General features: G+C 67.0%; 24 protein-coding genes. 10 read left to right on the top strand and 14 right to left on the bottom strand.

Going from position 1 to position 25,119, the window contains the following annotated elements:
- Positions 1-3: 3 nt before the first annotated feature.
- From ccmB to napE, 7 genes are read right to left on the bottom strand one after another with little or no spacing between them, the layout of a single operon-like run.
- A complete protein-coding gene (gene ccmB, locus IAG39_RS19660; RefSeq protein ID WP_013393089.1) occupies positions 4-669 on the bottom strand; it encodes a heme exporter protein CcmB in 666 nt (221 codons plus the stop codon).
- The gene (gene ccmA, locus IAG39_RS19655; protein ID WP_118933959.1) at positions 635-1,309 is read right to left on the bottom strand and encodes a heme ABC exporter ATP-binding protein CcmA; all 675 of its coding nucleotides are present in this window, start codon (positions 1,307-1,309) and stop codon (positions 635-637) included. The genes ccmB and ccmA overlap by 35 nt, the downstream gene beginning before the upstream one ends.
- On the bottom strand, positions 1,296-1,934 hold the full coding sequence (locus IAG39_RS19650) for a cytochrome c3 family protein (RefSeq protein ID WP_059379383.1): 639 nt from the start codon (positions 1,932-1,934) through the stop codon (positions 1,296-1,298). Before IAG39_RS19650 ends, ccmA begins: the two co-directional genes overlap by 14 nt.
- 15 nt (positions 1,935-1,949) lie before the next feature.
- Positions 1,950-2,426 carry a nitrate reductase cytochrome c-type subunit gene (locus IAG39_RS19645; protein ID WP_059379384.1) on the bottom strand — a complete coding sequence of 159 codons (477 nt, stop codon included), beginning with the start codon at positions 2,424-2,426 and terminating at the stop codon, positions 1,950-1,952.
- 20 nt (positions 2,427-2,446) lie between these two features.
- Positions 2,447-4,942, bottom strand: coding sequence for a periplasmic nitrate reductase subunit alpha (napA, locus tag IAG39_RS19640; RefSeq protein ID WP_118933958.1), 2,496 nt, complete (start codon positions 4,940-4,942; stop codon positions 2,447-2,449).
- Positions 4,926-5,243, bottom strand: a complete 318-nt coding sequence (locus IAG39_RS19635; RefSeq protein WP_059379386.1) for a chaperone NapD — start codon at positions 5,241-5,243, stop codon at positions 4,926-4,928. Before IAG39_RS19635 ends, napA begins: the two co-directional genes overlap by 17 nt.
- Before the next feature lie 23 nt (positions 5,244-5,266).
- Positions 5,267-5,425 carry a periplasmic nitrate reductase, NapE protein gene (napE, locus tag IAG39_RS19630; RefSeq protein WP_013393095.1) on the bottom strand — a complete coding sequence of 53 codons (159 nt, stop codon included), beginning with the start codon at positions 5,423-5,425 and terminating at the stop codon, positions 5,267-5,269.
- A gap of 70 nt (positions 5,426-5,495) precedes the next feature.
- On the opposite strand from napE, the gene IAG39_RS31620 reads away from it, so the two are divergent.
- A complete protein-coding gene (locus tag IAG39_RS31620; protein WP_262422090.1) occupies positions 5,496-5,621 on the top strand; it encodes a hypothetical protein in 126 nt (41 codons plus the stop codon).
- 38 nt (positions 5,622-5,659) lie between these two features.
- On the opposite strand, the gene IAG39_RS19625 is transcribed toward IAG39_RS31620, so the two are convergent.
- Complete coding sequence (locus IAG39_RS19625; protein ID WP_118933980.1) at positions 5,660-6,568, bottom strand: LysR family transcriptional regulator; 909 nt, start codon at positions 6,566-6,568, stop codon at positions 5,660-5,662.
- 868 nt (positions 6,569-7,436) lie between these two features.
- On the opposite strand from IAG39_RS19625, the gene IAG39_RS19620 reads away from it, so the two are divergent.
- A complete protein-coding gene (locus IAG39_RS19620; RefSeq protein ID WP_205736614.1) occupies positions 7,437-12,275 on the top strand; it encodes a YadA-like family protein in 4,839 nt (1,612 codons plus the stop codon).
- Between the two features lie 70 nt (positions 12,276-12,345).
- Positions 12,346-12,870 carry a SecDF P1 head subdomain-containing protein gene (locus IAG39_RS19615; RefSeq protein WP_124260391.1) on the top strand — a complete coding sequence of 175 codons (525 nt, stop codon included), beginning with the start codon at positions 12,346-12,348 and terminating at the stop codon, positions 12,868-12,870.
- A 16-nt stretch (positions 12,871-12,886) separates the two neighbouring features.
- Here the strand turns inward: IAG39_RS19615 and IAG39_RS19610 are convergent, their stop codons facing one another.
- Positions 12,887-13,741: a 3-keto-5-aminohexanoate cleavage protein gene (locus IAG39_RS19610; protein WP_118933956.1), complete on the bottom strand. Its 855-nt coding sequence runs from the start codon at positions 13,739-13,741 to the stop codon at positions 12,887-12,889.
- Positions 13,738-14,700: a 3-hydroxyacyl-CoA dehydrogenase family protein gene (locus IAG39_RS19605; RefSeq protein ID WP_118933978.1), complete on the bottom strand. Its 963-nt coding sequence runs from the start codon at positions 14,698-14,700 to the stop codon at positions 13,738-13,740. Before IAG39_RS19605 ends, IAG39_RS19610 begins: the two co-directional genes overlap by 4 nt.
- 122 nt (positions 14,701-14,822) lie before the next feature.
- Here IAG39_RS19605 and IAG39_RS19600 point away from each other — a divergent pair, with 122 nt between their 5' ends.
- Complete coding sequence (locus tag IAG39_RS19600; RefSeq protein ID WP_059378440.1) at positions 14,823-15,731, top strand: LysR family transcriptional regulator; 909 nt, start codon at positions 14,823-14,825, stop codon at positions 15,729-15,731.
- 198 nt (positions 15,732-15,929) lie between these two features.
- On the top strand, positions 15,930-16,397 hold the full coding sequence (locus IAG39_RS19595; RefSeq protein ID WP_370127811.1) for a MarR family winged helix-turn-helix transcriptional regulator: 468 nt from the start codon (positions 15,930-15,932) through the stop codon (positions 16,395-16,397).
- An 18-nt stretch (positions 16,398-16,415) separates the two neighbouring features.
- On the opposite strand, the gene IAG39_RS19590 is transcribed toward IAG39_RS19595, so the two are convergent.
- Positions 16,416-17,405 carry an XdhC family protein gene (locus tag IAG39_RS19590; RefSeq protein WP_118933955.1) on the bottom strand — a complete coding sequence of 330 codons (990 nt, stop codon included), beginning with the start codon at positions 17,403-17,405 and terminating at the stop codon, positions 16,416-16,418.
- A gap of 61 nt (positions 17,406-17,466) precedes the next feature.
- Here IAG39_RS19590 and IAG39_RS19585 point away from each other — a divergent pair, with 61 nt between their 5' ends.
- The 5 genes from IAG39_RS19585 (at position 17,467) to IAG39_RS19565 (ending at position 21,880) form a co-directional block, all read left to right on the top strand.
- Complete coding sequence (locus tag IAG39_RS19585) at positions 17,467-18,093, top strand: NTP transferase domain-containing protein (RefSeq protein ID WP_187774054.1); 627 nt, start codon at positions 17,467-17,469, stop codon at positions 18,091-18,093.
- 248 nt (positions 18,094-18,341) lie between these two features.
- Positions 18,342-19,304 (top strand): amidohydrolase family protein, encoded by a 963-nt coding sequence (locus tag IAG39_RS19580; RefSeq protein WP_059378445.1) that lies wholly within the window; start codon positions 18,342-18,344, stop codon positions 19,302-19,304.
- A gap of 20 nt (positions 19,305-19,324) precedes the next feature.
- Positions 19,325-20,149, top strand: a complete 825-nt coding sequence (locus IAG39_RS19575) for an alpha/beta fold hydrolase (protein WP_118933897.1) — start codon at positions 19,325-19,327, stop codon at positions 20,147-20,149.
- A gap of 30 nt (positions 20,150-20,179) precedes the next feature.
- Complete coding sequence (locus tag IAG39_RS19570) at positions 20,180-21,229, top strand: hypothetical protein (protein ID WP_059378448.1); 1,050 nt, start codon at positions 20,180-20,182, stop codon at positions 21,227-21,229.
- Between the two features lie 30 nt (positions 21,230-21,259).
- A complete protein-coding gene (locus IAG39_RS19565; protein WP_118933896.1) occupies positions 21,260-21,880 on the top strand; it encodes an N-carbamoylsarcosine amidohydrolase in 621 nt (206 codons plus the stop codon).
- A gap of 73 nt (positions 21,881-21,953) precedes the next feature.
- Here IAG39_RS19565 and IAG39_RS19560 read toward each other — a convergent pair whose 3' ends face one another.
- From IAG39_RS19560 to IAG39_RS19550, 3 genes are read right to left on the bottom strand one after another with little or no spacing between them, the layout of a single operon-like run.
- Entirely contained in the window at positions 21,954-22,472 is a 519-nt protein-coding gene (locus tag IAG39_RS19560) for an aromatic-ring-hydroxylating dioxygenase subunit beta (protein WP_118933895.1), read from the bottom strand.
- Positions 22,473-22,489: 17 nt separating this feature from the next.
- Positions 22,490-23,779, bottom strand: coding sequence for an aromatic ring-hydroxylating dioxygenase subunit alpha (locus IAG39_RS19555; RefSeq protein ID WP_118933894.1), 1,290 nt, complete (start codon positions 23,777-23,779; stop codon positions 22,490-22,492).
- Between the two features lie 39 nt (positions 23,780-23,818).
- Positions 23,819-25,117: an NAD(P)/FAD-dependent oxidoreductase gene (locus IAG39_RS19550; protein WP_118933893.1), complete on the bottom strand. Its 1,299-nt coding sequence runs from the start codon at positions 25,115-25,117 to the stop codon at positions 23,819-23,821.
- Positions 25,118-25,119 lie beyond the last annotated feature (2 nt).

The raw sequence follows: 25,119 nt of genomic DNA, 5'->3' as shown, positions 1-25,119 counted from the left end.
TCCTCAGTCCAGCGCCACGCGCAGCGCCGCCGAGGCGCTCCAGGGGCACAACAGGATGGCCAGGCACAGGCATGCGCCCAGCAATGACAATTGCGGTCCGGCGCCCATGCCCGCGTGCGAGGCCGACACCGCGCCCGCGCCGAAGATCAGCACCGGCACGTACAGCGGCAGCACCAGCAGCGGCAGCAGGGCGCCGCCGCGCAGGCCCAGCGTCAGCGCCGCGCCCAGCCCGCCCACCAGCGCCAGCGTCGGCGTGCCCAGCAGCAGCGACAGGACCAGGATGCCGATGGCCTGCGGCGACAGGCCGAACTGCAGCGCCAGCACCGGGCTGGCCAGGATCAGGGGCAGGCAGCTGCTGAACCAGTGCGCCGCCAGCTTGGCGCCCACCAGCAGCGGCAGCGGGTGCGGCGACACCAGCAGCTGTTCCAGCGCGCCGTTGTCGTAGTCCTGGGCGAAAGGCCGGTTCAGCGTCAGCAGGATGCCGAGCAGGGCGCAGACCCACAGCACGCCCGGTCCGATGGCCAGCAGCAGCGCGGGGTCGGGGCCGACCGCCAGGGGGAACAGCGTGCCGGCCACGATGAAGAACAGGGTGGCGCCCAGCGTGTCCGCGGGCCGTCTCCAGGCCAAACGGATTTCACGCAATGCCAACTGCGACAGCGTAGCCAGCATCCGCGTAGTCATCCATGTTCAGGGTTTGGGTATGCGTGGCGGCGGTGCCGGGTTCGCGGTGCGAAGCGAGCACGGCGGCGCCGCCGGCCGCGAGGTGGGCTTCCAGCGCCAGGCGCAGCTGCTCCAGGCTGGCCGCGTCCAGGCCGGCGTCGGGTTCATCCAGCAGCCACAGGGGCTTGGCGCCGAGCACGACCGCCGCCAGCGCCAGCCGCCGGCCCTGTCCCTGGGACAGGCGCAGGGCGGGCATGTCGGCACAGGATTCCAGGCGCCATGCGCGCAGGGTGCCCGATAACCGAGCTTCGGCCTGCGGCGTGCCGGCGACGTGCAGGGCGTAGCGCAGGTTCTCGGCGGCGCTCAGTTCGCCGCACAGGCCGTTGCCGTGTCCCAGGTAGGCCATGCAGGCGCGGTAGCCGGCGGCATCGCGGCGCGCATCGTCGCCGCGCCACAGCACGCTGCCCGCCAGCGGCCGCAGCAGGCCGGCCAACATGCGCAGCAGGCTGGTCTTGCCGCTGCCGTTGGCGCCGCGCACGTGCAGCAACTGGCCGCCATGCAGCTCGAAATCCACGGGCGCGGAACATCCGCGGCGGCTGGCCAGGCCGCGCGCGCAAAGCATGGGCGGCGGCGCGTCAGCGGGCCGCATGCGCCACTTCCTTCGCCGGGCCTGCCGGCGCCGGCGCCATGGAGGTCGGGCCCGGCCCCATGTTGGGCAGCTTGTGGGCGATGCCCTTGTGGCAGTCGATGCAGGTCTTGCTCTTGTCCGCCAGATAGGTCGAATGCATGTTCTGCGCGCGCGGACTCTGGCGCGTGAAGTCCATGTATTCGTAGTTGTGGCAGTTGCGGCATTCCAGCGAGTCATTGGCCTTGAAGCGCGCCCATTCGTGCTGGGCCAGCTCCAGGCGCTTTTCCACGAACTTTTCGCGCGTGTCGATGGTGCCGAAGATCTTGCCCCAGACCTCCTTGGACGCCTGCATCTTGCGCGCGATCTTGTCGGTCCAGTTGTGCGGCACGTGGCAGTCCGAGCACAGCGCCCGCACGCCGGAGCGGTTGGTGAAGTGGATGGTGCCCTTCAACTCGGCGTACACGTTGTCGCGCATCTCGTGGCAGCCGGTGCAGAACTTCTCGGTGTTGGTGAGTTCCATGGCGGTGTTGAAGGCGCCCCAGAACAGGATGCCGCCGATGAATCCGCCGACCGTCAGGAAGCCCAGGCTGAAATGCACGCTGGGCCGTCGGATGATGTTCCAGTAGCGCTTGATGAGTCCGAGCATGGCTGCCTCCGTCGCTTACTTCTTGGCGGGCGCCGGGGCGGTCAGGCGCTTGAGGATCACATCGATGTCCTGGTAGGTATTGGACACCAGCGGCTTGGCCTCGGTCTGCGGCACGTGGCACTGCACACAGAAGTAGCGGCGCGGCGAGACTTCCGCCAGCACGTTGCTGTCGCGGTCCATGTAGTGGGTCACGCTCAGGGGCGGGGCCTGGGTCTCCTCGGTGTTCACGCGCGCGTGACAGGCCAGGCAGCGGTTGAAGTCCTTGTCGACCTGGTAGCCGTCGATCTTGTGCGGAATGGTGGGCGGCTGCATCGAATACGTGCGCATGCGCCGGATGTCCTTGTTTTCGACCGGACTGATGAGCGGCGGGTCGGTTTCCTGCGCGACGGGGGTGGGGCCGCGCATGGGGTCTTCGACCTCCAGCGGCGGCGCCGCCCAGGCGGCCGAACCAAGGATGACGCATGTCGCGAGAGTAAGGGCGCGTAGGTTCATGGCTGTCTCCGGTTCGCCTTTCAGACCTTGACGATCTTGACCGCGCACTTCTTGAAGTCGGTCTGGAACGAGATCGGATCGGTGGCGTCCAGCGTGACCTTGTTGATCAGCTGGCCGGCGTCGAACCAAGGCACGAACACCAGGCCGCGCGGCGGCTTGTCGCGGCCGCGGGTCTCCAGGCGCGTGCGCATCTTGCCGCGCCGCGACACGACCTCCACCTCGACGCCGCGCCGCAGGCCCATTTCCTGGGCGTCGTCGGGGTGCATGAAACAGACCGCGTTGGGAAAGGCGCGGTATAGCTCCGGCACCCGCCGCGTCATCGAGCCGGAATGCCAGTGCTCCAGGACGCGTCCGGTGGACAGCCAGAACGGGTATTCCTTGTCCGGCGATTCGGCGGGCGGTTCATAGGGCAGGGCGTAGATCACCGCGCGGCCGTCGGCGTTGCCGTAGAACTCGAAGCCGGCGCCCGGCTTCACGTAGGGGTCGCTGCCTTCGCGGTAGCGCCACAGCGTTTCCTTGCCCTTGACCACGGGCCAGCGCAGACCGCGCACTTCATGGTAGATATCGAACGGCGCCAGGTCATGCCCATGGCCGCGCCCGAATTCGGCGTATTCCTCGAACAACCCCTTTTGCGCATAGAAGCCGAAAGCCTCGGCTTCCTGGTTGGCGTAGTCCTTGTCGCGCTCGGTGTTGGGGTAACGATTGACCTTGCCGTTGGCGAACAGCACGTCGAACAGTGTCTTGCCCCGGTACTCGGGCTTCTTGGCCAGCAGATCCGCGGGCCAGACCTCCTCGACCTTGAAGCGCTTGGAGAACTCCATCAACTGCCACAGGTCCGAGCGGGCCTCGCCCGGCGCGTTGACCAGCTGGTGCCAGAACTGGGTGCGGCGTTCCGCGTTGCCGTAGGCGCCTTCCTTTTCGACCCACATGGCGGTGGGCAGGATCAGGTCGGCCGATATCGTCGTGACCGTGGGGTAGGCGTCCGAGACCACGATGAAGTTCTCGGGGTTGCGGTAGCCGGGCAGGCCTTCGTTCATCAGGTTGGCCGCGGCCTGCATATTGTTGTTGACCATCACCCAGTAGGCGTTGATCTGGCCATCCTTGAGCATGCGGTTCTGCAGGACGGCATGCGCGCCCACCTTGCTGGGGATGGTGCCGTCGGGCAGTTGCCAGATTTCCTCGGCGTGCGCGCGGTGCTTGGGATTGGTCACCACCAGGTCGGCCGGCAGACGGTGCGAGAACGTGCCCACTTCCCGGGCGGTGCCACAGGCAGAGGGTTGGCCGGTCAGCGAGAATGGGCTGTTGCCCGGGGTGGAGATCTTGCCGGTCAGCAGATGGATGTTGTAGGCCATGTTGTTGGCCCACACGCCGCGCGTATGCTGGTTGAAGCCCATGGTCCAGAAAGAGGTCACGCGTACTTTCGGGTCGGCATAGAGTTCGGCCAGTTCCTCCAGTTGCTTCTTGGGCACGCCGCTCAGCTTGGCGGTGTAGTCCAGATCGTACTTGGAGACGAATTTGGCGAATTCGTCGAAAGTCATCGGTTTGGAGCCGCCGGCATCGCCGGCGTTCTTGGCGGCTTTTTGCAGCGGATGGTCGGGGCGCAGCCCATAGCCGATGTCGGTATTGCCTTCGCGGAACGTCGTGTGTTTGTCGACGAAGTCGCGGTTCACGCGCTTGGTCTGGATGATATGGTTGGCGATGTAGTTCAGGATCGCCAGGTCCGTCTGCGGCGTGAACGTCAGCGCCATGTCGGCCAGCTCGTAGGAGCGGTGCTCGAAGGTGGACAGCACCACCACCCGCGTCTTGGGGGCGGACAGCCGGCGGTCGGTCACGCGGGTCCACAGGATGGGGTGCATCTCCGCCATGTTGGAGCCCCACAGCACGAAGGCATCGGCGTTCTCGATGTCGTCGTAACAGCCCATGGGTTCGTCGGCGCCGAAGGTGCGCATGAAGCCCACCGCCGCCGAGGCCATGCAGTGGCGTGCGTTCGGGTCCAGGTTGTTGGTCCGGAAGCCCGCCTTCATCAGCTTGAGCGCGGCGTAGCCTTCCCAGATGGTCCATTGCCCCGAGCCGAACATGCCCACGGCCTCGGGACCCTTGTCCTTCAGCACGCGCTTGAATTGCTCGGCCATGACGTCGAAGGCCTGGTCCCAGGACACCGGCGCAAATTCCCCGTCCTTGGCGTACTTGCCGTCCTTCATGCGCAGGAGCGGCGTGGTCAGCCGGTCGTTGCCGTACATGATCTTGGACAGGAAATAGCCCTTGACGCAGTTCAGGCCCTTGTTCACCTCGGCGTTGAAGTCGCCGTGCGTGGCCACGACCTGGTTGTCCTTCACGGCGACGTTCACGCCGCAGCCGGTCCCGCAGAACCTACAGGGCGCCTTGGACCACTTGAGCTTGGCGGCCTCGGATTCGGTGACGATGTTCTGCGTGTAGCCGACGATGGGTATGCCGGCCACGGTGGCGGCTGCTGCGGCAGCGGATTGCTTGATGAAGTCTCTACGAGCCATTGCCATCGTCAATCTCCTCGTTCATCGCGTCCAGCGAGTCGGCGTGCTGGTAGACCAGCGCCGAAGCCAGCACGCCATCCAGGCGCTGGATCTCGGAGATCCGGGCCATCATGTCGTCGGTGGAGGGGGCTTCCAGGGTGACCACCAGTTTTCCGGTGTCGGAAGCGCCATGGATTTCCGCTCCGGAGATCGCAAGAATCGCCAGGCGGACGTCGGGCAAGCGGCGCGGCGCGGCGTGCACCACCATGCTGGCGATATGCAGCTCTGGCGGCGCCGCAGGCGGCGCGGAATGGGGGAGCGCGGACATGGGAGGGGTTCCGTCGCGTCGCATCAGCTACCGGGGGGGCCGGCGATCAGCTGATAGAACCAGACGAGGAAACCGTAACCTGCCACGATGATGACCGACAGGACGGGGGCCATGACGGCCGTCAGGAACAGGAAACTTCGAAGTTCCTGAGGCTTGGTGTAGCCATCGGACTCGTTTTGCACACAGCACCTCACTACGACAGTTGGGGCATTGCGTTTAACGTGCGGATATCGAAGCTTTTAGCAGATGGCTTTGAAAGGCGTCAATGTTGCACCACGGCGTAACAATGTGCGCGCGGCGCTGTATAGCAAGATGCAAAACGGTCAGGCTGGCGATGAAAAAAATCCGTCATTGAAAGATCTGGCTGCAGCTGGATGATCCGAAGGCGCGCCAAGGCGCAGAGACCGACGCGCGGTTCAAACCGCGGGCTGGAGCAGCGCCGGAATGTCCCGCTTCAGCAGTTCCAGGACCGCCCGCACGCGTTGCGGCATCGGACGCAGGGGCGGAAGCAGCGCGTTGAGCGGAAGCGGCGGCACGCGATAGCCGTCCAGCAGTTCGACGAGGCGTCCTTGCGCCAATGCCTTGGCGCACGCGGGATGCTGCAGGATGCCGATGCCGCCGCCAGCGAGGATCAGATCGTACATGGGGCGCCAGTGGCTGACGGTCATGGCGGTCTTGATGCGCGTCTGGGTCACCGGGCCGTTCTCGCGCGCCAGCGGCACTTGATCGTTCGCGAAAATAGCCTTCAAACGGATGAACGGATGGGACGCCAGGTCCGCCGGCGCTTCTATTGGGCCGTGAGCAGCAAGATAAGAAGGCGCCGCTACCAGCTTGCGAGCCACCCAGCCAAGCGGAAAGGCAATGTAGCCCCCGTTTTCGTTGAGACGGCCCAGGCGTAGCGAAATGTCGAGGCCTTCGGTGACCGGGTCGGCGATGGTGTCGTTCAGCATGAGATCGATGTGCAGATCGGGGTGGGCCGTGCGCACGTTCATCAGGGCTTTGGGAACCACGATCTCGCCCAGGCACTGCGGCACGGCGAGTCTCAAACTTCCTTGTATCTGAAAGTTGCTTAACGATACTGAATTTATCGTCATTTCCGCCGCTTCCAACAACTGCTTGCCCTGTTCGTAGAACGTCCGGCCTTCAGCGGTGCAGCTCAGTTTGCGCGAACTGCGCACCAAGAGGCGGGCACTGAGGAAACGCTCCAGCTTGTCGATGCGTTCGCTCACTGACGGTTGGCTCAGGTCGAGATCTCGGGCCGCGCCCGAGATGGTTCCGCGTTCCACCACGCGGAGAAAGATGCGTATCGCTGCCAGCAAATCCACGGAACCGCTCCTCAAGAAACCCATGCCCCGATCCACAGACGGATGAGCGGTCCATTTGTTTAGTGGGCGCAGCGGCGGGCATGTCAGCTCCGGCTGTTACCCGCTAGCGGCCTGCCGGTATAGGCAGGCTAAGCCGATACGTCCCATAGGCCCGAGTGCAATGTGCGATTGCAATTGCGCGCCGTAGTCTTGGTCTCAATGCATCACCCGATGCAGTCGCTGCGGGACTCCTCCGCCGGCAAGCGAGGCGTCCCGCGATAGTCCCGGCGCATTTCCTTTTCCATCTCCATCAATAGATCGACCGCTTGCGTGGCGCAGTTGGCGAGAGCCCGGCTTCGGCCAGAGCGCTTGCGTAGCCGGGTGGCGTGAGTCGCCGCAGTGTGTTCACGGTGCCGTCAGCGCCGCAGGGAATGGCTGCGAAGACGAGAAGTTCCCTAGAGTTTTTGAACTGGAGCACCCATTCATGAACAAGATACTCAGGAACGTTTGGATCAGTGCGGACGAAGACAGGGCGGCAGGCGGGCAATCCGTTCGGAAGCGCCCGAAGCTGAACATGAGGCTCGATATTGCAGCGGGACTTGCGGTACTGGCCAGCCTGGTGGGAACGAGTCCGCAAGTTCATGCAGCAACGTACAACCCGAATGGTTGCGCTTCTCCCAAAGGGACGGGACCTGACGGCATAGCCTATCCTGCGGGTAAGGGTCCGCGCGATGGATCCGGCCTGTGGTCCAACGTGATTGGATGCGATGCGGATGGCGGCAATTTCGTAGGCGTGCAGGTCCTGGGTTTTCAAGCGACGGCGACGGGCAATGCCGCGACCGCCCTGGGGTTTGCGGCTACGGCGGCAATCCGCAGCACAGCCGTAGGCATGCAGGCGGGAGCCCTCGCCCTGGGCTCGACCGCTCTTGGCCAATGGGCGCGCGCCACGGCGGTCGGCAGCGTCGCCATCGGCGGCAATAACTCCTCCAATACCGTGGCGGCGGGGGCGCAGGCTTCGGGTCTCAATGCCGTCGCGATCGCAGGGGAGTCGCGTGCCATGGGGGCGGATTCCGTTGCGATAGGCACGCGTGCGCAGGCACGGCGCGATGGCGATGTGGCCGTCGGCATCGACAGCGTGGCGGATGGCGCCACAGGGAATTTCTCGGCCGTGGCCATCGGCCGCGGTAGTTCGGCGATCGGTGAAAACTCGGTGGTGTTGGGCAATGCCAATCGGGCCACCGGAGCCGGGGCCGTCGCGCTGGGCAATAGCTCGGCGGCTGCGGGCGCCGCGGCATTGGCTGTTGGCAACGATGCCAACGCGCTGGCCGCGCGCAGCATGGCGTTGGGGTTCGATTCGGTCGCAACCAACTCGGACGACGTCGCGCTGGGGGCGGGATCGGCCACCTCGGCAGCCGTCGGCACGTCCGGCGCCGCAATCGCGGGGCGATCCTACTCGTTCGCCGGGGCGACGCCCGCCAGCACGGTCAGTGTGGGCAGCACGGGTGCGGAGCGCTCCATCACGAACGTTGCGGCAGGGCGGCTCGGCGCTCTCAGCACGGATGCCGTCAACGGCTCGCAGCTTCATGCCACGAATCGGGCGGTGAATGCCTTGGGCGACCGGGCGGTGACCTATGACGGCAACGAGGGCGATCCCAAGAGCCTGATCACATTGGCGGGTTCCGCGTCCACGGACGGCGGCGCGACCGGCGGCACCAGGCTGACCAATCTCGCACGGGGGGCGTTATCGGCCACCAGCACCGATGCCGTGAACGGCGCGCAGTTGCATGAGACGAACCAGGACGTGCAGCGCGTGGGCGACCGGGTGACGACCATGGGCGACACGGTGACCAGCATGGGTAACACCGTGACGACGATGGGTAACACGATGACGACCCTGGGTGATACGGTGACGAACCTCGGCGACACGGTCACGACCATCGGAGGCACCGTCACGACCTTGGGGGATACGCTCACCAGCCTTGGCGGCACGCTGGCGAACCTGACCGGCGATACGAGCGCGACGTACACGGACGCCAACGGCCTGGGCATCCGCTATGCGCGGACCAACGAACGCGGGTTGACGCCCGGCGACGCCTACGCGCAGAACCCCGGTAGTACGGCGCTGGGCTACAACGCGCGAGCCACGGCCGACAATGCGCTGGCAATTGGGCGCGAAGCTCAGGCAAGCCATGCCGGCAGCGTGGCGTTGGGCGCGAACGCGGTCGCCAACGGCGCAACGCTGGGCGCGGCGGCGTATCGGTCAGGTACGGCGGCGGTGGCGGGTGCTGCGCCCGTGGGCGAAGTGAGCATAGGCTCGACGGGCGCAGAGCGCCGCATCACTCACCTGGCTGCGGGCGCGTCCGACACGGACGCGGTGAACGTAAGCCAGCTCAAGTCCGTGGCCGAGAATGTCGGCAGCCTGGGCGACCGGGCGGTGACCTATGACGGCATCGCGGGTGATCCCAAGAGCCTCATCACCTTGGCGGGATCGGTATCCACGGACGGTGGCATGACGGGCGGCACCAAGCTCACCAACCTGGCGCGGGGGACGCTGTCGGCCACCAGCACCGACGCGGTGAACGGTTCGCAGCTGCATGAGACAAACCAGGACGTGCAGCGCGTGGGCGACAGGGTGACGACAATAGGCGACACCGTGACGAACCTCGGCGACACGGTCACGACCATCGGGGGGACCGTGACGACCCTGGGCGATACGCTCACCAGCCTTGGCGGCTCGTTGGCGAACCTGACCGGCGATACGAGCGGGACGTATACCGACGCCAACGGCCTGGGCATCCGCTATGCGCGGACCAACGAACGCGGGTTGACGCCCGGCGACGCCTACGCGCAGAACCCGGGCAGCACGGCGCTGGGCTATAACGCGCGGGCCACGGCTGACAATGCGCTGGCAATTGGGCGCGACGCCCAGGCAAGCCATGCCGGCAGCGTGGCGTTGGGCGCGAACGCGGTCGCCAACGGCGCGACGCTGGGCGCGGCGGCGTACCGGTCGGGTACGGCGGCGGTGGCGGGCGCTGCGCCCGTGGGCGAGGTGAGCATAGGCTCGACGGGCGCGGAGCGCCGCCTCACTCACTTGGCCGCGGGCGCTTCCGATACGGATGCGGTGAACGTAAGCCAGCTCAAGTCCGTGGCCGAGAATGTCGGCAGCCTGGGCGACCGGGCGGTGACCTATGACGGCATTGCAGGTGATCCCAAGAGCCTTGTCACCCTGGCGGGATCCGCGTCCCCGGACGGCGGCATGACAGGGGGTACCAAACTCACCAACGTGGCGCGGGGAACGTTGTCGGCCACCAGCACCGATGCGGTGAATGGTTCGCAACTGCACGAAACGAACCTGGACGTGCAGCGCATGGGCGACAGGCTGACCGACCATGGCGATACCTTGACGACCATGGGCGACACGTACACACACTTGACGGGGAACCCCAACCTGACCAACAAGGCCGACAACGGGCTGGGCTTACGCTATGCGCGGACCAACGAATCGGGGCTGGCGGAAGATGACGCCTACGCGCAGGGCGTGGGCAGCACGGCGCTGGGCTACAACGCGCGGGCCTCTGCCGGCAACGCGCTGGTGCTGGGCCGTGAGGCCCAGGCGAGCCAGGACGGGAGCGTGGCGCTGGGTTCCGGTTCCGTGTCCGCCCGGGCGTTGACGCCGACCACGGGCAGTCTTGCGGTCGGCAGCGGCGGCGCCCTGGTGCCGTTCAACACGGCGGATCTCACCTTGCTTGGCGCGGTATCCGTGGGCCACGATGGCGCGTACCGTCAGATTACCAACGTGGCGGACGGTACAGACGAGCATGATGCGGTGACCTTGCGCCAACTGACTGGCGCGATCGGCTCCTTGACGACCACGGGGACTCAGTACTTCCATGTCAACTCGGCGGCTTCCGATTCCCTGGCGGTGGGGATTGAGTCGATCGCGGTCGGACCGCAGGCGGTGGTCAATGGCGACCGCGGTCTGGGGATCGGGGATCGGGCTGTGGTGGATCAGGGCGCGCCCGGCGGCATCGCCCTGGGACAGCAGGCGCGCACGACGTCGGCGGATGGCATCGCGATGGGAACGCAAGCCTTGGCTGACGCGGCCCAGGGAGTCGCCTTGGGCGCGGGCAGCCAGGTCGTCGCGGGCGGTGGCGTAGCGCTGGGCGCGAGATCGGTCGCCAAGGCGGTGGCCGGGGCAGCAGGGTATGTGCCCCTGGGCGCCAATGGCGCGGCCGTGAACGCGACGCGCAGCACCTTGGCCGCGTTGTCCGTGGGTGACGCCGATACCGGTATGTATCGGCAAATCAACGGGGTGGCTGCGGGTACTGTGGATTCCGACGCTGTGAACGTCAGCCAGTTGAAGGCGCTGGCCTCGAATGTGAGCGGGCTCGAAGCGGGAGGGGTGAAATATGACCTCAATGCGGACGGCACCACCAACTACGCCATGGTGACCTTGAACCCCGGCGGCGCAGCTTCGGTGCTGAGGAACGTGGCGCGGGGCGCGCTATCGGCGGACAGCACGGAGGCGGTCAATGGCGCGCAGCTGTTCGAGACCAATCAGTACGTCAAGTCGATCGGCGATACGGTCGATAACTTCACCAAGGGAGGCGCTGGGATCAAATACTTCCATGCCAATGGCGGGGCGTCGGCGATGCTGCCGGACTCGCAGGCCAACGGCGTCGGGAGTATTGCAATGGGACCGGGTGCGGCGGCCAATGGCGGCGACTCGGTTGCCTTGGGCAATGGCGCGGCAGCGGGCAAGGACGGCGATGTCGCGCTGGGCGCGGGCGCCGTGGCGGACAGGGGCGCGGAGAACTACGCCGGCAAGTATTCGGACACGCAAAACAAGTCGGTCGGCACGGTATCCGTGGGCTCGTCGGGGGCGGAGCGCACGCTCAGCAATCTGGCCGATGGCCGCGAGGCCACGGACGGCGTGAATCTGCGGCAGCTGGACGGCGCGCTCAAGCAGGCCAACGACTATACCGACAAGCGCTTGCAGGATGTGGCAGGCAATGTGCTCCAGGTCGGCGACCAGCTCACCGCGCTGGATGAGCGCGTGGCCAATGTCGAAGGCGATGTGACGAGCATCAGCAATGGCGCCGCCGGCATGTTCCAGACCAGCCAGGAGGAAAAGGCGGCCAAGCCGCCCAAGGCCAGCGGCAGCAATTCGGCGGCGGGCGGTGCAGGCGCGGTGGCCTCGGGCAAGAACAGCACCGCGATCGGCAATGGCGCGCAGGCGACCGGCGCGGGAACCACCGCGTTGGGCAACGGCAGCAAGGCGTCGGGCAGCAATGCCGTGGCGCTGGGCGCGGGGTCTGTCGCCGACCGCGACAACACGGTTTCGGTGGGCTCGGCCGGGGCCGAACGCCAGATCACGCACGTGGCCCGCGGCACCGCCGGAACCGATGCGGTGAACGTGAACCAGTTGCGGGAAGTCGCGAGCGGCTTGAGCAACCAGGTGGCGGGCTTGCGCAAGGACGTGCAAGGGCTGGACAACCGGTTGAGCGCCGGCGTCGCTTCCGCCATGGCGATGTCGGCGCTGCCTCAGGCCTATCTGCCCGGCAGGAGCATGCTCAGCATGGGCGGCGGCACGTGGCGCGGGGAAAGCGGCTTCGCCATGGGGCTGTCCACGGTGTCCGACAGCGGCAGATGGGTGGTGAAGGGCCTGGCCAGCAGCAGTTCGCGCGGCGACTACGGCGCGAGCGTGGGAGTGGGATATCAATGGTGAATACATGCCGCACGAACGCAGGCTCGCGGCCTGCCGCGCGGCCTCAATGATTCATGAGAGGTATACAGCCATGACACGTCGCATCATTCTTCCGGCTTTGATTGCATCGAGCGCATTGCTGGCGGCTTGCCAGCCCATGGCGCCTCAGAAGGGCGCGAATGCCGCGAGCCCTGCCATCCAGCCTGCGCCGCAAGACACCGCGGCGCAGGCGCGGACTGCCACGCCGGCGGTCGAGTTCCGCCTGGCCCAGGACCGGCCGGGCGCCGATCTGCGCGAGCTGCGCATGTCCGACAAGACCTACTACTTCCTGCTGGCGCCCGCGCTTACCCGGGCGGATCTGAATGCCGCCACGCCCATGAAGACCCGGGAAGGACAGCCTTTCGTCAGCCTGCGGTTCACGCCGCCGGGTGCGCAGAAGCTGGCGCAGATCGGCCGCCAGTACTCAGGAAAGTGGCTGGTCTTCACCATAGACGGCAGGCTGGTGGGCGTGCCGCGCATCGCAGGCCCCATGGAGGAGGGCATCCTGAACCTGACGATGAACTCGGAGGAACAGGCAATCAACGTTGCGCAGGCGATAGAAGGGGCGGCGCAGTAGCGCCGCCCAGGCCGCGTCAGCCGATCGCCCCATAGATGCGGCGCGCGTCGGCGGCCGTGGCCAGCGGGCGGCCCAGCGCCTGCGCGCCTTGCGCGGCCTGCAGCACCAGCGCCGAATTGCCCGGCGCGGTGCTGCCGTCGCGCAGCTTCAAGTTGTTTTCGAAGCCCACGCGCATGTGGCCGCCGAACGCGGCGGCGGTGGTGACGCAGGCGTTCTCCTCGGGGCCGAAGGCGCAGACTGCCCAGGGCAGGGACTGGTCGTACGCGGACAGGAAGGGCAGCAGGTCATAGGCCGAAGAGGTCTGGCCCGCGCTGTAGCGGCCCAGCACGAACAGCACCGACCACGCTCCCGGCGGCACCAGGCCGCGCGCGCGCAGCGACAGCCAGCGGCGCACGTCGCCTTCGTCGTACAAGATGATCTGCGTCATGATGCGGCGTTCGGCGATCCAGGCCAGGAAAGCCGCAAGCTCGCTTTCCGGGATATCCGGCACGGCGATCTCGCGCAGTCCGATGGACACGGCCTCGGGTTGCAGCTCGCGCACCAGGGCGATCTGCTCTGCCGCCTTGTAGACGCCGGCGGCCTCGCTGGTCACCTGCACCAGCAGTTCGTCGCCCACGGCGCCGTGCACCGCGGCCAGGGCGTCGCGGTAGGCCTGGGCGTCCAGCAGGTGGCTGCCGTCGGGTTTGCGCACGTGCATGTGCATCATGGCGGCGCCGGCGTCCAGGCAGGCGCGCGCTTCGCGCGCCAGCGCCTCGGCGGTAAGGGGCACGGCCGGATGGTCGGCGGCCTTCTTGTAGGCGCCATTGGGCGCCACGGTGATGATGACGGGCGAGTCGGCCAGCGCGGCGCGGGGCAGGGGGGTGTTGCTCACGGCTTGATCTCCGGCAGTTCGGGGGCAATCAGGTCCAGGCCCGCGCGCAACAGGCGGTCGTAGCGCGCGCGTTCGGCACTGATGGTTTCGGGCGTCCAGGCGTAGAAGCCCTCGCCCGTCTTCATGCCGTGGCGGCCATCCTGGGCGCGTTCGGTCAGGCAGCGCGCCGGTTCGCTGGCGTTGCAGAACGTGGGGTACATGGTGGCGCCGGCCGCGGCATGCACGTCGATGCCGGCATGGTCGCGCTGCATCACGGGGCCGGCCGCCAGAAAGCGGAAACCGAAGCCGAAACGCACCGCCGCGTCCACGTCTTCCGGCGAGGCGATGCCGCGGTCGATCAGGTCGAAGGCTTCGCGCGACAGCGCGTGCTGCAGGCGGTTGGCCAGGAAACCCGGCAGGTCCTGGCGCACCTTCACCGGCACGCTGCCGCAGCGCCGCATGAATTCGATCAGCGTGTCGGCGCAGGCGTTGTCGCTGGCTTCGCCCAGCACCACTTCCACCAGCGGCACCAGATGCGCGGGCATGAAGAAGTGCAGGCCCAGCATGCGGCCACGGGTATCCAGGCCCTGGCTGATGGCGCTGATCGGGAAGCTGGAACTGTTGCTGGCCAGGATGGCGTCGGGCCGGGCGCGTTGCGCCAGGTCCGCGAACAGCGCCTGCTTGATGTCCAGGCGTTCGGGGATGCACTCGATGACCAGGTCCACGCCGGACCAGTCCACCTCGTCCAGGCTGGCGGCGGTGGACAGCAAGGCGGCGTTCGCCTCCCGGCCTATGGTCTTGAGGTTTTCCGCGACGCGGGCGGGCACGCCCGCCGCGCGCCCGGCATTCGATTCGATCACCGTCGTGCGGCAGGCCGCGCGGGTCAATACCACGGCCACGTCGGCTCCCATGGTGCCGCCGCCCACCACCACCGCATGCGCCGCGCCCGGATTGGGCAGCGCGATCGCGTCCGTCTGCATGGTTTGCTCCTTCATCTGAAACTACGCTGCAGGCGAGTGTAGAGAACCCGCTTTGATTGATGAATCAGATTTTTTGGATAGAATGATCTTGTATTTAGATCAATAGAGAGGCCGCGCCCGGCATGCAGATCAATCTTTCGATGCGCGATATCGATACCACGCTGGTGCTGGGCCGCACGCTCAACTTCCGCCAGGCGGCGGCGCAGCTGCACCTGTCGCAGTCGGCCCTGTCCACGCAGATCCAGCGTATCGAAGACGCGCTGGGCGTGCGCCTGTTCGACCGCACCACGCGCACCGTCCGCCTCACCGCCGCGGGCGAGGTCTTCATGCAGCAGGCTGCCGCCCTGCAAGCGGCCTTCCGCGACGCCATCGCCGCGGTCAGCGGCATCGTCAATGCGGAACAGGGCCAGGTATCGGTGGCGGCCTTGCCCTCGATTGCCGCCCGCCTGCTGCCGCGGGTGCTCATGGCCTATCGCCAGGCCCATCCGCTGGTCGCCCTGAAGGTGCGGGACACCTTGTCGGGCCCGGCTTTCGACCTGGTGCGCGCGGGCGAGGTCGACTTCGCCCTGACCGCGGCCGACCCGCAGCACGGGGATCTGCACTACGTGCCGCTGATGTCCGACAGTTTCCTGCTTTTGATCCCCGAAGCCCATCCGCTGGCGCGTGCCCGCGGGCCGCTGCGCTGGGCCGATACGGCGGATGCGGCGCACGTGTCCATGGTGCAGCCCAGCAGCGTGCGGCAGTACACGGAATGGGCTTTCCTGCAGAACCGGATACGCTTTACGCCTGCCTTCGAGGCCGAACATCTGACCACCATCGTCGCCATGGTCGAATGCGGATTCGGCGTCGCGGCGCTGCCCGAAATCGCTGCCGCGGCGGTGGCGCAAAATGGCATCGTGCAGCGTCCCCTGATCGGACCGGTGGCCGAGCGTTCGATCGGGCTGGTCACGGCGCGCAACCGCAGCCTGTCGCCCGCTGCGGCGGCGTTGGTGCAGACGTTGAAGGAATATCTGGCGCAGCAGGCGCGATAGGCCGGGTGGCTGGTTCCGCGGCTGCGCGCTGTGCGGTTTTGATTTCACGCAAGCGTCGGCAGTGTGCCGCTCGACAGGCGGGAGGCGGTGGTATTATCCTCAGTACACTAACTAAACTGGAGCTGCCTCAACGTGCCGGATGTACAGAAAAAAACGACGTCCCAGAAGCGCGTCGCAACTCATAAGGCAGACACCAAGATCTTCGATCCGGCCAAGCAGGTGCTTTGGTCGCGTCCTGGATATCTGGTGCGGCGCCTGAACCAGATCCACTACGCCATGTTCTACGAGGAGTGCAAGACGCAGAACGTGACGCCGGTGCAGTATGGCGTGCTGACCGCGCTGTCGCTCAGCCCCTGGCTGGACCAGACCGCCATCGGCATGGAGCTGGGCCTGGATCGCACCACCACGGCGGATGTGGTCAAGCGCCTGCAGGAACGCGGCCTGGTGGAGCGGCGCATCAATCCCAACGACAAGCGCTCGCGCCAGGCCGTCATCACCCAGGAAGGCCTGCGCATCATGGGCATCTTGCAGGAGGGCATGGCCCGCGCCCAGCAGCGCCTGCTGGAGCCGCTGTCCACGCGCAACCAGGAAATCTTCATGAAGCTGCTTTCCACCCTGGTGGAAGCCAATAACCAGTACAGCCGCACCACGCTCAAGCCCATGTAGGACAGGGGCCTGTCTGCTTCAGCCTGGCAGCGCGCTGGTTTGGGGCGCGCTGCGGGCGGCCTCGCCGTCGCCCAGCGTATTGCGGACCCAGATCAGTTCGGCGGCGATCGCCACCGCAATCTCGGCCGGCGTCTTGCTGGCGATGCGCAGGCCCACCGGGCCGTGCAGGCGCGCGATCTGGCTGTCGTCCAGGTCGAACAAGCGCAGCCGTTCGCGGCGCTTCTGCTGGTTGGCGCGCGAACCCAGCGCGCCCACATAGAAGGCCCGCGATTTCAGCGCTTCCAGCAAGGCCATGTCGTCGAGCTTGGGATCGTGGGTGACCGCCACGATGGCGGTGCGTTCGTCGGTGCCGATTTCCAGCACGGCGTCGTCGGGCATGCTGGTGAGCAGGGTTGCCTGGGACAGATTCCAGTCGCCGTAGAACTCCTCGCGCGGGTCGCAGACCGTGACGTGGAAATCCAGCGTGGCGGCGATGTTGGCCAGCACCTGCGCGGTCTGGTTGGCGCCGATGATGAGCAGCCGCCAGCGCGGACCGTAGACGCTGCGGAAGATGCGGCCGTCGAAATCCGGGCCGTCGGCCGGGCCGGCGGGAGACACCGAGCTGCTGCCGTCCTGCAGGTCCACCGTGCGCTGGATCAGGCCATGGCCGCGTATGGCTTGCAGCACCAGGTCCAGCCATTGGGTGTTGCGCAGCGGTTCGCTGATCAGGCGCAGCGTGCCGCCGCAAGGCAGGCCGAAGCGTGCGGCCTCGTCGCGGGTGACGCCGTAGGTCAGGCGCGCCGGGGCGTCCGCGAGCGTGCCTTCGCGGGCGCGCAGCATCAGGTCGTCTTCGATGCAGCCGCCGGAAACCGAACCGACCATGCGGCCATCCTCGCGCACGGCCAGCATGGCGCCCGCCTGGCGCGGGGCCGAGCCCCAGGTCTGCACCACGGTCACCAGGTGCACGCGGCTGCCCGCGGCTACCCAGTCCCGCGCATGTTGCAATACGTCCAGATCCAGAGCGTTCATCGGCTTCTCACAGTGAAAGGCCGCGGCGCTGCCACGGCTTATATTCACTATACTGATCATTATGGCGACTGTCTCTAGTGTCTATCCCTACCCGGGCCCCGCGCGCGCCGGCATCCTGCTGGCGGCGGGGCAGGGCTCGCGCTACGCCGCGCAGCGGCCGGGCGCCGACAAGCTGCTGGCGCCGCTGCCGCAGGGCGTGTGCGTGGCGGCAGCCAGCGCCCGGACGCTGCGCGCGGCGGTGGACATGGTCGTCGCCGTGGTGCGGCCCGGCCGCGCCGCGCTGGCCGGATTGTTGCGGGCGGAAGACTGCGTGGTGTTGGAGACGGACCGGGCGGAGGAGGGCATGGGGGCCAGCCTGGCCGTGGCAGCGCAGTATCTGCAGGGCCTGCCCGGCACGCCTGCCGCGGTGCTGGTCGCGCTGGCCGACATGCCCTGGATCCGCCGCGCAAGCCTGGAGAGCGTGCTGGATGCGCTGCGCGATGCGCCGATGGCCGCGCCCGCGTACCAGGGGCAGCGCGGCCATCCAGTGGGATTTCGCGCGGAATTGCTGCCGCAGCTGGCGGCGCTGAGCGGGGACGAAGGCGCGCGGCGGCTGCTCAAACAGCCCGGACTGCAATGGGTCCCCACCGAAGATCCCGGGGTGTTGCGCGATGTCGACACGCCTGCCGACCTGGACGAAGGCGGCTGAACACCGCCTGTAGGCCAGGCCGCCGCGGCGGCCTTTTTTTGCGCTCCGGGATTTCCCTAATTTGTCAGTACGCTGACTATAAAGTCAGTATACTGACGTAAATTTGGAAGCCCTCGCAGGACTTTTCCCAATGGAAAAGCGGCTGCGCGCGATTCCGATTGTTCCGATGTAATAGTCAGTGTACTGATAAACAATGCTGACGCGCCGTGGCAGGACAGGGTCCGCGCCATCAAACTGGGAGTAGGGGAATGAGCAAAGTACGCAAGATCGCGTTTGAGGAGCACTACACCGCGGTCGGATTCAAGGACTATTCGAAGAGCTTCGCGCAGCACATCGATCCCGCCGTGCTGGCCGACCTGGCCGCGCGCCTGGTGGATTTCGACGAAGTCCGGCTGGGCGAAATGGACCGCGGCGGCATCGACTACGTCATCCTGTCGCAGACCGGGCCGGGCGTGCAGGCCGAAGCCGACGCCGCCGTCGCGCTGCGCCGCGCCAAGGAAAACAACGACTTCCTGGTCGAGCAGGTGGCCCGCCACCCGACGCGCTACGGCGCCTTCGCCACCGTGCCCATGCATGATCCGCTGGTCGCCGCCGCCGAACTGGAGCGCTGCGTCAAGCAGCTGGGCTTCAAGGGCGCGCTGATCAACGGCCACACCAATGGCGTGTACTACGACGGCCGCGCCTACGACCCGTTCTGGGAAAAGGTGCAGGAGCTGGACGTGCCCGTCTACCTGCACCCGTCCGATCCCTACGTCATTCCGCAGGCCTACTCGGGCCACCCCGAGCTGGTGGGCGCGTGCTGGGGCTGGGGCGTCGAAACCGCCACCCATGCGTTGCGCCTGCTGTTCGGCGGCGTGTTCGACCGGTTCCCCGCGGTCAAGCTGATCCTTGGCCACATGGGCGAAGGCCTGCCGTTCCTGCGCTGGCGCTTCGACAGCCGCTTCGCGGTCTATTCGCACGGCATCAAGCTGGCGCGCGCGCCTTCCGAATACCTGGGCAGCAACATCCTCATCACCACGTCCGGGGTCTGTTCGCCTCCCACGCTGATGGCCGCCATCGCCGAAATGGGCCGCGAGGCCGTGATGTTCTCGGTGGACTATCCCTACGAATCGACCGCGCTGGCCGTGGAATTCATCGAGCAGACGCCGATGGACGACGCGACCCGCGAACTGATCTGCAACGGCAACGCGCGACGCCTGTTCAAACTCTGAGCCCAGCCCGGGAGACTGACATGAGCAACTTCCTGTATGGCGGCAACGTCCATGCCAATGGGATCCGCCAGCATTACCTGCGCTACGGCGGCGAACGCGGCGCTGGGCGCGATCCAGTCATCATCGTGCCGGGCATCACCAGCCCGGCGGTCACCTGGGGTTTCGTCGGCGAGCGCTTCGGCGCGGCTTTCGACACCTATGTGCTGGACGTGCGCGGCCGCGGCCTGTCCGCAGCCGGCGCCACGCTGGACTACAGCCTGGACGCGCAGGCCGCCGACGTGCTGGCCTTCGCAGAGGCGCTGGGCCTGGCGCGCTACAGCGTGGTCGGCCATTCGATGGGCGGACGCATCGGCGTGCGCGCCGGGCGCGGCCAGCCGGCAGGACTGAGCCGCCTGGTCCTGGTGGACCCGCCGGTGTCCGGTCCCGGCCGCCGGCCGTATCCCGCCAAACTGCCCTGGTATGTCGATTCCATGGCGCAGGCGCGCCACGGCATGGACGCCGAGGCCATGCGCGCGTTCTGCCCGACCTGGACCGAGGAGCAGCGCCAGCTGCGCGCCGAATGGCTGCACACCTGCGACGAGCGCGCCATCATCCAGAGCTTCGAGGCCTTCCAGAGCGATGACATCCACGCCGACCTGCCGCTCCTGGACGTGCCGGTCCTGCTGATCACGGCGGAGCGGGGCGACGTGGTGCTGGACGCCGACGTGGCCGAGATCCAACGCCTGGCTCCCGGCACGCAACATCACCGCGTGCCCGCCGCCGGCCACATGATTCCGTGGGACAACGAGGAAGGCTTCTATGCCGCCTTCGGCGATTTCCTGGGCGCGCCGCTGGCGCGCGGCTGAAGCGCGCGACCGTCAAGCAAGGAGGGCATCATGCCTATAAGCGACTACGAAATGGTGAAGGCCTGGCAGCAGGTATTGACCCTGTCCAAGCTGCAAGCGGGGCAGACCGTCACGGTGCTGACCAGCGCGGCTACCCATCCGCAAACCCTGGCGACGGCGCTGATCGCGACGCAAGCCATGGGCGCCATCGTGAACCGTCTGGACCTGCCGCCCGTCAATGGCGAGCGGGCGCTGAGCCGGGACTCGCTGGCCTACCTGGGCACCACGCCGTTGACCGGCAACAAGGCCGCCATTGCGGCCCTGAAGGAAAGCGACCTGGTGCTGGACCTGATGACGCTGCTGTTCTCCCCGGAACAGCACGAGATCCTGGCCACCGGCACCAAGATCCTGCTGGCGGTGGAGCCGCCGGAAGTGCTGGCGCGGCTGGTGCCGACCGAGGCCGACCGCGCGCGGGTCAAGGCGGCGGCCGCGCGCATCGGCGCGGCGCGCGAGATGAGCGTGGTATCGGAGGCGGGTACGGACTTGCGCTGCCCGCTGGGCGAGTTCCCGGCCATCAGCGAGTACGGCTTCGTCGATGAACCCGGGCGCTGGGACCATTGGCCCAGCGGCTTCGTGCTGACCTGGCCGAACGAAGGCGGCGCCAACGGCAAGATCGTGATCGACGTCGGCGACATCCTGCTGCCGCAGAAGCTCTACGTGCGCTCGGCCATCGAGCTGACCGTAGAGAACGGCTACGCCACGCGCATCGACGGCGGCGTGGATGCGGAACTGCTGCGCGAGTACGTGGCCTCGTTCAAGGATCCGGAAGCCTACGCGATTTCGCACATAGGCTGGGGCCTGCAGCCGCGCGCGCACTGGACCACGCTGGGCCTGTACGACCGCGAAGCCACCATAGGCATGGACGCGCGGGCCTATGAGGGCAACTTCCTGTTCTCGCTGGGCCCCAACAACGAAGCGGGCGGCAACCGGACCACCACCTGCCACATCGACATCCCCCTGCGCGCCTGCACGGTGCGGCTGGACGGGGAAGACGTGGTGCGCCAGGGCAAGGTGCTGGACGGCGCCGGCCCCCAGGCTTAGCACGCAATCACCGTACTAGGAGTTCCCTACATGAATGACGATATCTCGGCCTACGCGCGCCAGGGCTTCGGCACGGCGATGGCGCCCAAGGCGCCCTACGGCCTGCTGATCGTGGACCTGGTCAACGGCTTTGCCGATCCGGCGGTGTTTGGCGGCGGCAATATCCCCCAGGCCATCGAACAGACCGTGGGCCTGTTGGCGTATGCGCGCAAGCAGGGCTGGCCGGTGGCGCACAGCCGCATCGTGTTCGCCGATGACGACGCGGACCACAACATCTTCACCTTGAAGGTGCCGGGCATGCTGACGCTGAAGGAAGCGGACCACAACAGCGCCATCGTGCCGCTGCTTGCGCCCGCGGCCGGCGAGCTGGTGGTGCGCAAGACGGTGCCCTCGGCGTTCTTCGGCACCAGCCTGGCGGCCTGGCTGTCGCAGCGCGGGGTGCAGACGCTGCTGGTGGCGGGCGCGGTCACCAGCGGCTGCGTGCGGGCCAGCGTGGTGGATGCCATGCAGTACGGCTTCCGGCCGCTGGTGGTGTCGGATTGCGTGGGCGACCGCGCCATCGGCCCGCATGACGCCAACCTCTTCGACATGCAGCAGAAGTACGCCACCGTGCTGACGCGGGACGAAGCCGTGCGCGCCACGCAGGCCTGAACCGGCGCGGCGTGCGGGAAAAAAAAGGGTTGCGCCTCGCCGGCGCAACCCTTTTGTGTTGGTCTCCCGCGTTCTAGACGGGATAGACCAGGTCGTTGGCCAGGATGGTGGTGTCATACACCACCTGCCGTTCCTTCAGCTTGAGCATGCCGTCCTGCCGCGTGTAGCGGTCGTAGTAGGTGCCGGCCAGGTGCAGCGTGGTGGGGCCTTCCACCAGCGTCTGCATCAGCATGAACGCGGCCTGGGACTCGATCTCGCCGTTGGCGGATTCGCTGATGACGCGGGTGTTGCTGACCAGATGCAGCATGTAGCGCGGGGCGAACATCTGGGTGCGTGAAATGGCCACGGCGCGGTCATGCATCATGGCGCGGCCTTCGGAGTACACCAGGCCGACGGGCAGGCCCAGTTCGGCGTTCTCGCGCGCGGTGACGCGGTACAGGCCGTCCTCGGTGAAGAAGTCCGGCCAGGCCTCGACCTGGCCCGCGTCCAGGGCGGCGCAGTAGTCGGCGTGGAATTCCTCGATCTCCAGTCGCAGCGCGATGGCGCGCGCGGGATCGATCTTGCGGGGGGAGTATTCGAATCGGGTTCTCATGTTTCCTGGTTCCTGCCTCAGAAGCCCATCACGCTGCGGTAATAGCTGTACATGGAGCGGATCGCGGCTTCCGAGATCAGCGTGTTGGAGGTGCCTTGCTTGCCGGATTCCAGCTTCAGCACGTTGACGTCGGTGCTGGCGCGGCGCACGCCTTCCTGCACGAACTTCATGGCTTCGTTGTCCTCCAGGCCGAGGAAGCCCGCCGGCCCCATCAGGTTGCCCTGGCGCAGACGGTGGCGCTCCATCTCGGGCGTGTCGTCCTCGTAGCCGAACATGGTCCATTGCATGATCATGCTGTCGGGTCCGTTGGGCACGATCTGGCGCACGCCCAGCGTGTTCATTTCACGTTGCACGATCAGGTTGGGCCAGACGGTCTGCATGGTGACCGACCAGGGCGAATCGAATTCCTTGACGAACTCCAGGAAGCGGTCGTCCTGCAGGTGCAGGCCATCGTGGAAGGAGCGCATTTCCTTCTTGTTCTCTTCGCTGACGTTGGCGTATTTGTCCTCGCTCTTGGCCGAGGCCATGGTGCCGTGGCGGCCATGCACCGGGTCGACCAGCATGGCGGACTTGTTGCCCGCCACCAGCAGCCCGAACACCACCAGGAACGAATGCAGCAGCGTCGCGTGGTAAGGATCCTTCAGGTTCTCGTGGTACATCTTCCAGTTGCACGGCAGCTCGTTGCGGTAGTAGCCGTGGATCTTGAGCTTCTTGCCCGGGAAGACGGTATCGAAATCGGCCAGGATCTCCGGCGTCAGGTATTCCTCGATGGGTTCGACCTCATCGCTGTAGGACGCGAAGATGACGCCGTTGCGCGTGGTGACGCGCAGCTTGCGCAGGCCGTGGTCTTCGTTCTTGAAGTCCTTGGGCATGCCGCCTTCGCGGTTCACGCCGCGCTTGAAGGGGATGCCCTGCAGATTGCCCTTGAGGTCGTAGGACCACTGGTGGTAGGGGCAGACGAATTCCTTGGCGTTGCCCTGGCTGTGGCGGCAGAACTCCGCGCCGCGGTGGGCGCAGCGGTTCTCGAACACATTGACCGAGCCATCTTCGGCGCGCGACACCACCACCGGGGTCGGCCCGACGTAGGACCGCTTGTAGTCGCCCGCGTTCGGCAGCTCGGCTTCCAGGGCCACGTAGTTCCAGGTCTTGCCGTGAAAGATCTTCTCCACTTCCTGGTCGTAGACGGCGCGGCTGGTGTAGACCCAGTCCGGGATGTAGTGCAGCGCGTCTTCCGGCCAGAAACAGTCGGCCAGGGCAGTGTCCTTGGACGCCATCGTAAGGCCGATGACGGTTTGCGATTGATACATGAAAAGCTCCTGTCGATGCGGGGGCGGTATTGGTGGGGTTCAGGACGCGGCGGCGTTCTGCTGGCAGGCTTTCACCAGCGGCTTGAGCGCCACGGTTTCGTCGGCGTAGCGCTCGGGATCGATGGCGATGCCTTGTTCGAACAGCACGCGCAGCTGGCGCAGGTCGCCGCCGGCGTTGATGGCGATGGCATGCACCGGCACGCCGTCGCGGTGGCCAAGCCAGATGAACTTGGGCGCCTCGGCCTGCGCTTGGGGCACGCCGCGGCAGGCATAGACAAGGTCCGGCTGGGGCAGGCCCAGCATCTGCACGTTGCAGCCGTATTGGTCGGTCCAGAACCACGGATAGGGCTCGGCCGGCGCGGGCTGGTCCAGCATGCCGGCCGCGGCCGCGCGCGCCTGTTCGTTGGCGTTCTGCCAGGATTCCAGCCGCAACGCCATGTTCAGGTGGCGCCGGTGCTGGCTGGCGCAATCGCCGGCCGCATATAGATAAGGGTCGCTGCTGCGGCAGGCGGCGTCCACCGCGATGCCGCCATTGGCGGGGTCCAGCGCCAGGCCGGCCTGCGCGGCCAGCGACACGTCGGGCACCAGGCCGATGGCCACGACCACGACGTCGGCCTCGATGGAGGAGGCGTCCTGCAATTCAATGTTGAAGCGCGCCTGATGCCGCACAGCGGTATCCGCATGGGGCTGCCAGTCGGTGCGGACGATGCGCGCATCCAGGCGCAGGTCCACGCCGGCGTGGCGGACGCGTTCGGCCAGCCAATCCGACAGGGCCGCGGGCAGCACGCGTTCCAGCAGGCGGGGCGCGCTTTCCAGCACGGTGACTGCGGCGCCCAGGGCGCGTGCGGTGGACGCCACCTCCAGGCCCAGGAAGCCGCCGCCGATGACGGCCACGCGCGCCTGCGGCGTAAGGCCGGCGCGCAGCGCCGCGGCATCGTCCAGCGTCCTGATGTAATGCACGCCCGGCGTGCCGCGCGGCAGGCTGGGCAGTTCGCGCGCGCGCCCGCCGGTGGCGAGCAGGCAGCGGCTATAGGGGAGGCTGCGGCCGTCGGCCAGTTCGACCAGGCGCTTGGCAGCGTCGATCCGCAAGGCCTCGATGCCGGTCAGCAGCGTGACGCCTTGCTGTTCATAGAAGTCTTGGGGGTGGACTGCGGTCTGGCCGTGCGCGCCGGGGTTCTGCAGCACGTCCTTGGACAGGGGCGGACGCTCGTAGGGCGCGTGCGCTTCCTGGCCGATCAGCGTGATGGGGCCAGCGTGGCCCAGGCCGCGCAGCGTGGCCGCCGCCACCGCGCCGGTCTGGCCGGCGCCGATGATGAGGATCGGATCTGCGTCAGCCATGG

Source organism: Achromobacter xylosoxidans (assembly GCF_014490035.1).
In the GTDB taxonomy this organism is placed as follows: domain Bacteria; phylum Pseudomonadota; class Gammaproteobacteria; order Burkholderiales; family Burkholderiaceae_B; genus Achromobacter; species Achromobacter bronchisepticus_A.
This window is presented reverse-complemented; position numbering and strand designations above follow the sequence as displayed.

Bases quoted from the DNA above. Each gene is read 5' to 3' on its own strand.
- ccmA (WP_118933959.1), bottom strand. From the start codon at position 1,309: ATGCGGCCCGCTGACGCGCCGCCGCCCATGCTTTGCGCGCGCGGCCTG.
- IAG39_RS19605 (WP_118933978.1), bottom strand. From the start codon at position 14,700: ATGCAGACGGACGCGATCGCGCTGCCCAATCCGGGCGCGGCGCATGCG.
- IAG39_RS19550 (WP_118933893.1), bottom strand. From the start codon at position 25,117: ATGGCTGACGCAGATCCGATCCTCATCATCGGCGCCGGCCAGACCGGC.
- IAG39_RS19570 (WP_059378448.1), top strand. From the start codon at position 20,180: ATGCCTATAAGCGACTACGAAATGGTGAAGGCCTGGCAGCAGGTATTG.
- IAG39_RS19620 (WP_205736614.1), top strand. From the start codon at position 7,437: ATGCAGGCGGGAGCCCTCGCCCTGGGCTCGACCGCTCTTGGCCAATGG.
- IAG39_RS19635 (WP_059379386.1), bottom strand. From the start codon at position 5,243: ATGTCCGCGCTCCCCCATTCCGCGCCGCCTGCGGCGCCGCCAGAGCTG.
- IAG39_RS19590 (WP_118933955.1), bottom strand. From the start codon at position 17,405: ATGAACGCTCTGGATCTGGACGTATTGCAACATGCGCGGGACTGGGTA.
- IAG39_RS19585 (WP_187774054.1), top strand. From the start codon at position 17,467: ATGGCGACTGTCTCTAGTGTCTATCCCTACCCGGGCCCCGCGCGCGCC.
- IAG39_RS19565 (WP_118933896.1), top strand. From the start codon at position 21,260: ATGAATGACGATATCTCGGCCTACGCGCGCCAGGGCTTCGGCACGGCG.
- IAG39_RS19600 (WP_059378440.1), top strand. From the start codon at position 14,823: ATGCAGATCAATCTTTCGATGCGCGATATCGATACCACGCTGGTGCTG.
- IAG39_RS19560 (WP_118933895.1), bottom strand. From the start codon at position 22,472: ATGAGAACCCGATTCGAATACTCCCCCCGCAAGATCGATCCCGCGCGC.
- ccmB (WP_013393089.1), bottom strand. From the start codon at position 669: ATGCTGGCTACGCTGTCGCAGTTGGCATTGCGTGAAATCCGTTTGGCC.
- IAG39_RS19645 (WP_059379384.1), bottom strand. From the start codon at position 2,426: ATGAACCTACGCGCCCTTACTCTCGCGACATGCGTCATCCTTGGTTCG.
- IAG39_RS19615 (WP_124260391.1), top strand. From the start codon at position 12,346: ATGACACGTCGCATCATTCTTCCGGCTTTGATTGCATCGAGCGCATTG.
- IAG39_RS19650 (WP_059379383.1), bottom strand. From the start codon at position 1,934: ATGCTCGGACTCATCAAGCGCTACTGGAACATCATCCGACGGCCCAGC.
- IAG39_RS19575 (WP_118933897.1), top strand. From the start codon at position 19,325: ATGAGCAACTTCCTGTATGGCGGCAACGTCCATGCCAATGGGATCCGC.
- IAG39_RS19555 (WP_118933894.1), bottom strand. From the start codon at position 23,779: ATGTATCAATCGCAAACCGTCATCGGCCTTACGATGGCGTCCAAGGAC.
- IAG39_RS19580 (WP_059378445.1), top strand. From the start codon at position 18,342: ATGAGCAAAGTACGCAAGATCGCGTTTGAGGAGCACTACACCGCGGTC.
- napA (WP_118933958.1), bottom strand. From the start codon at position 4,942: ATGGCAATGGCTCGTAGAGACTTCATCAAGCAATCCGCTGCCGCAGCA.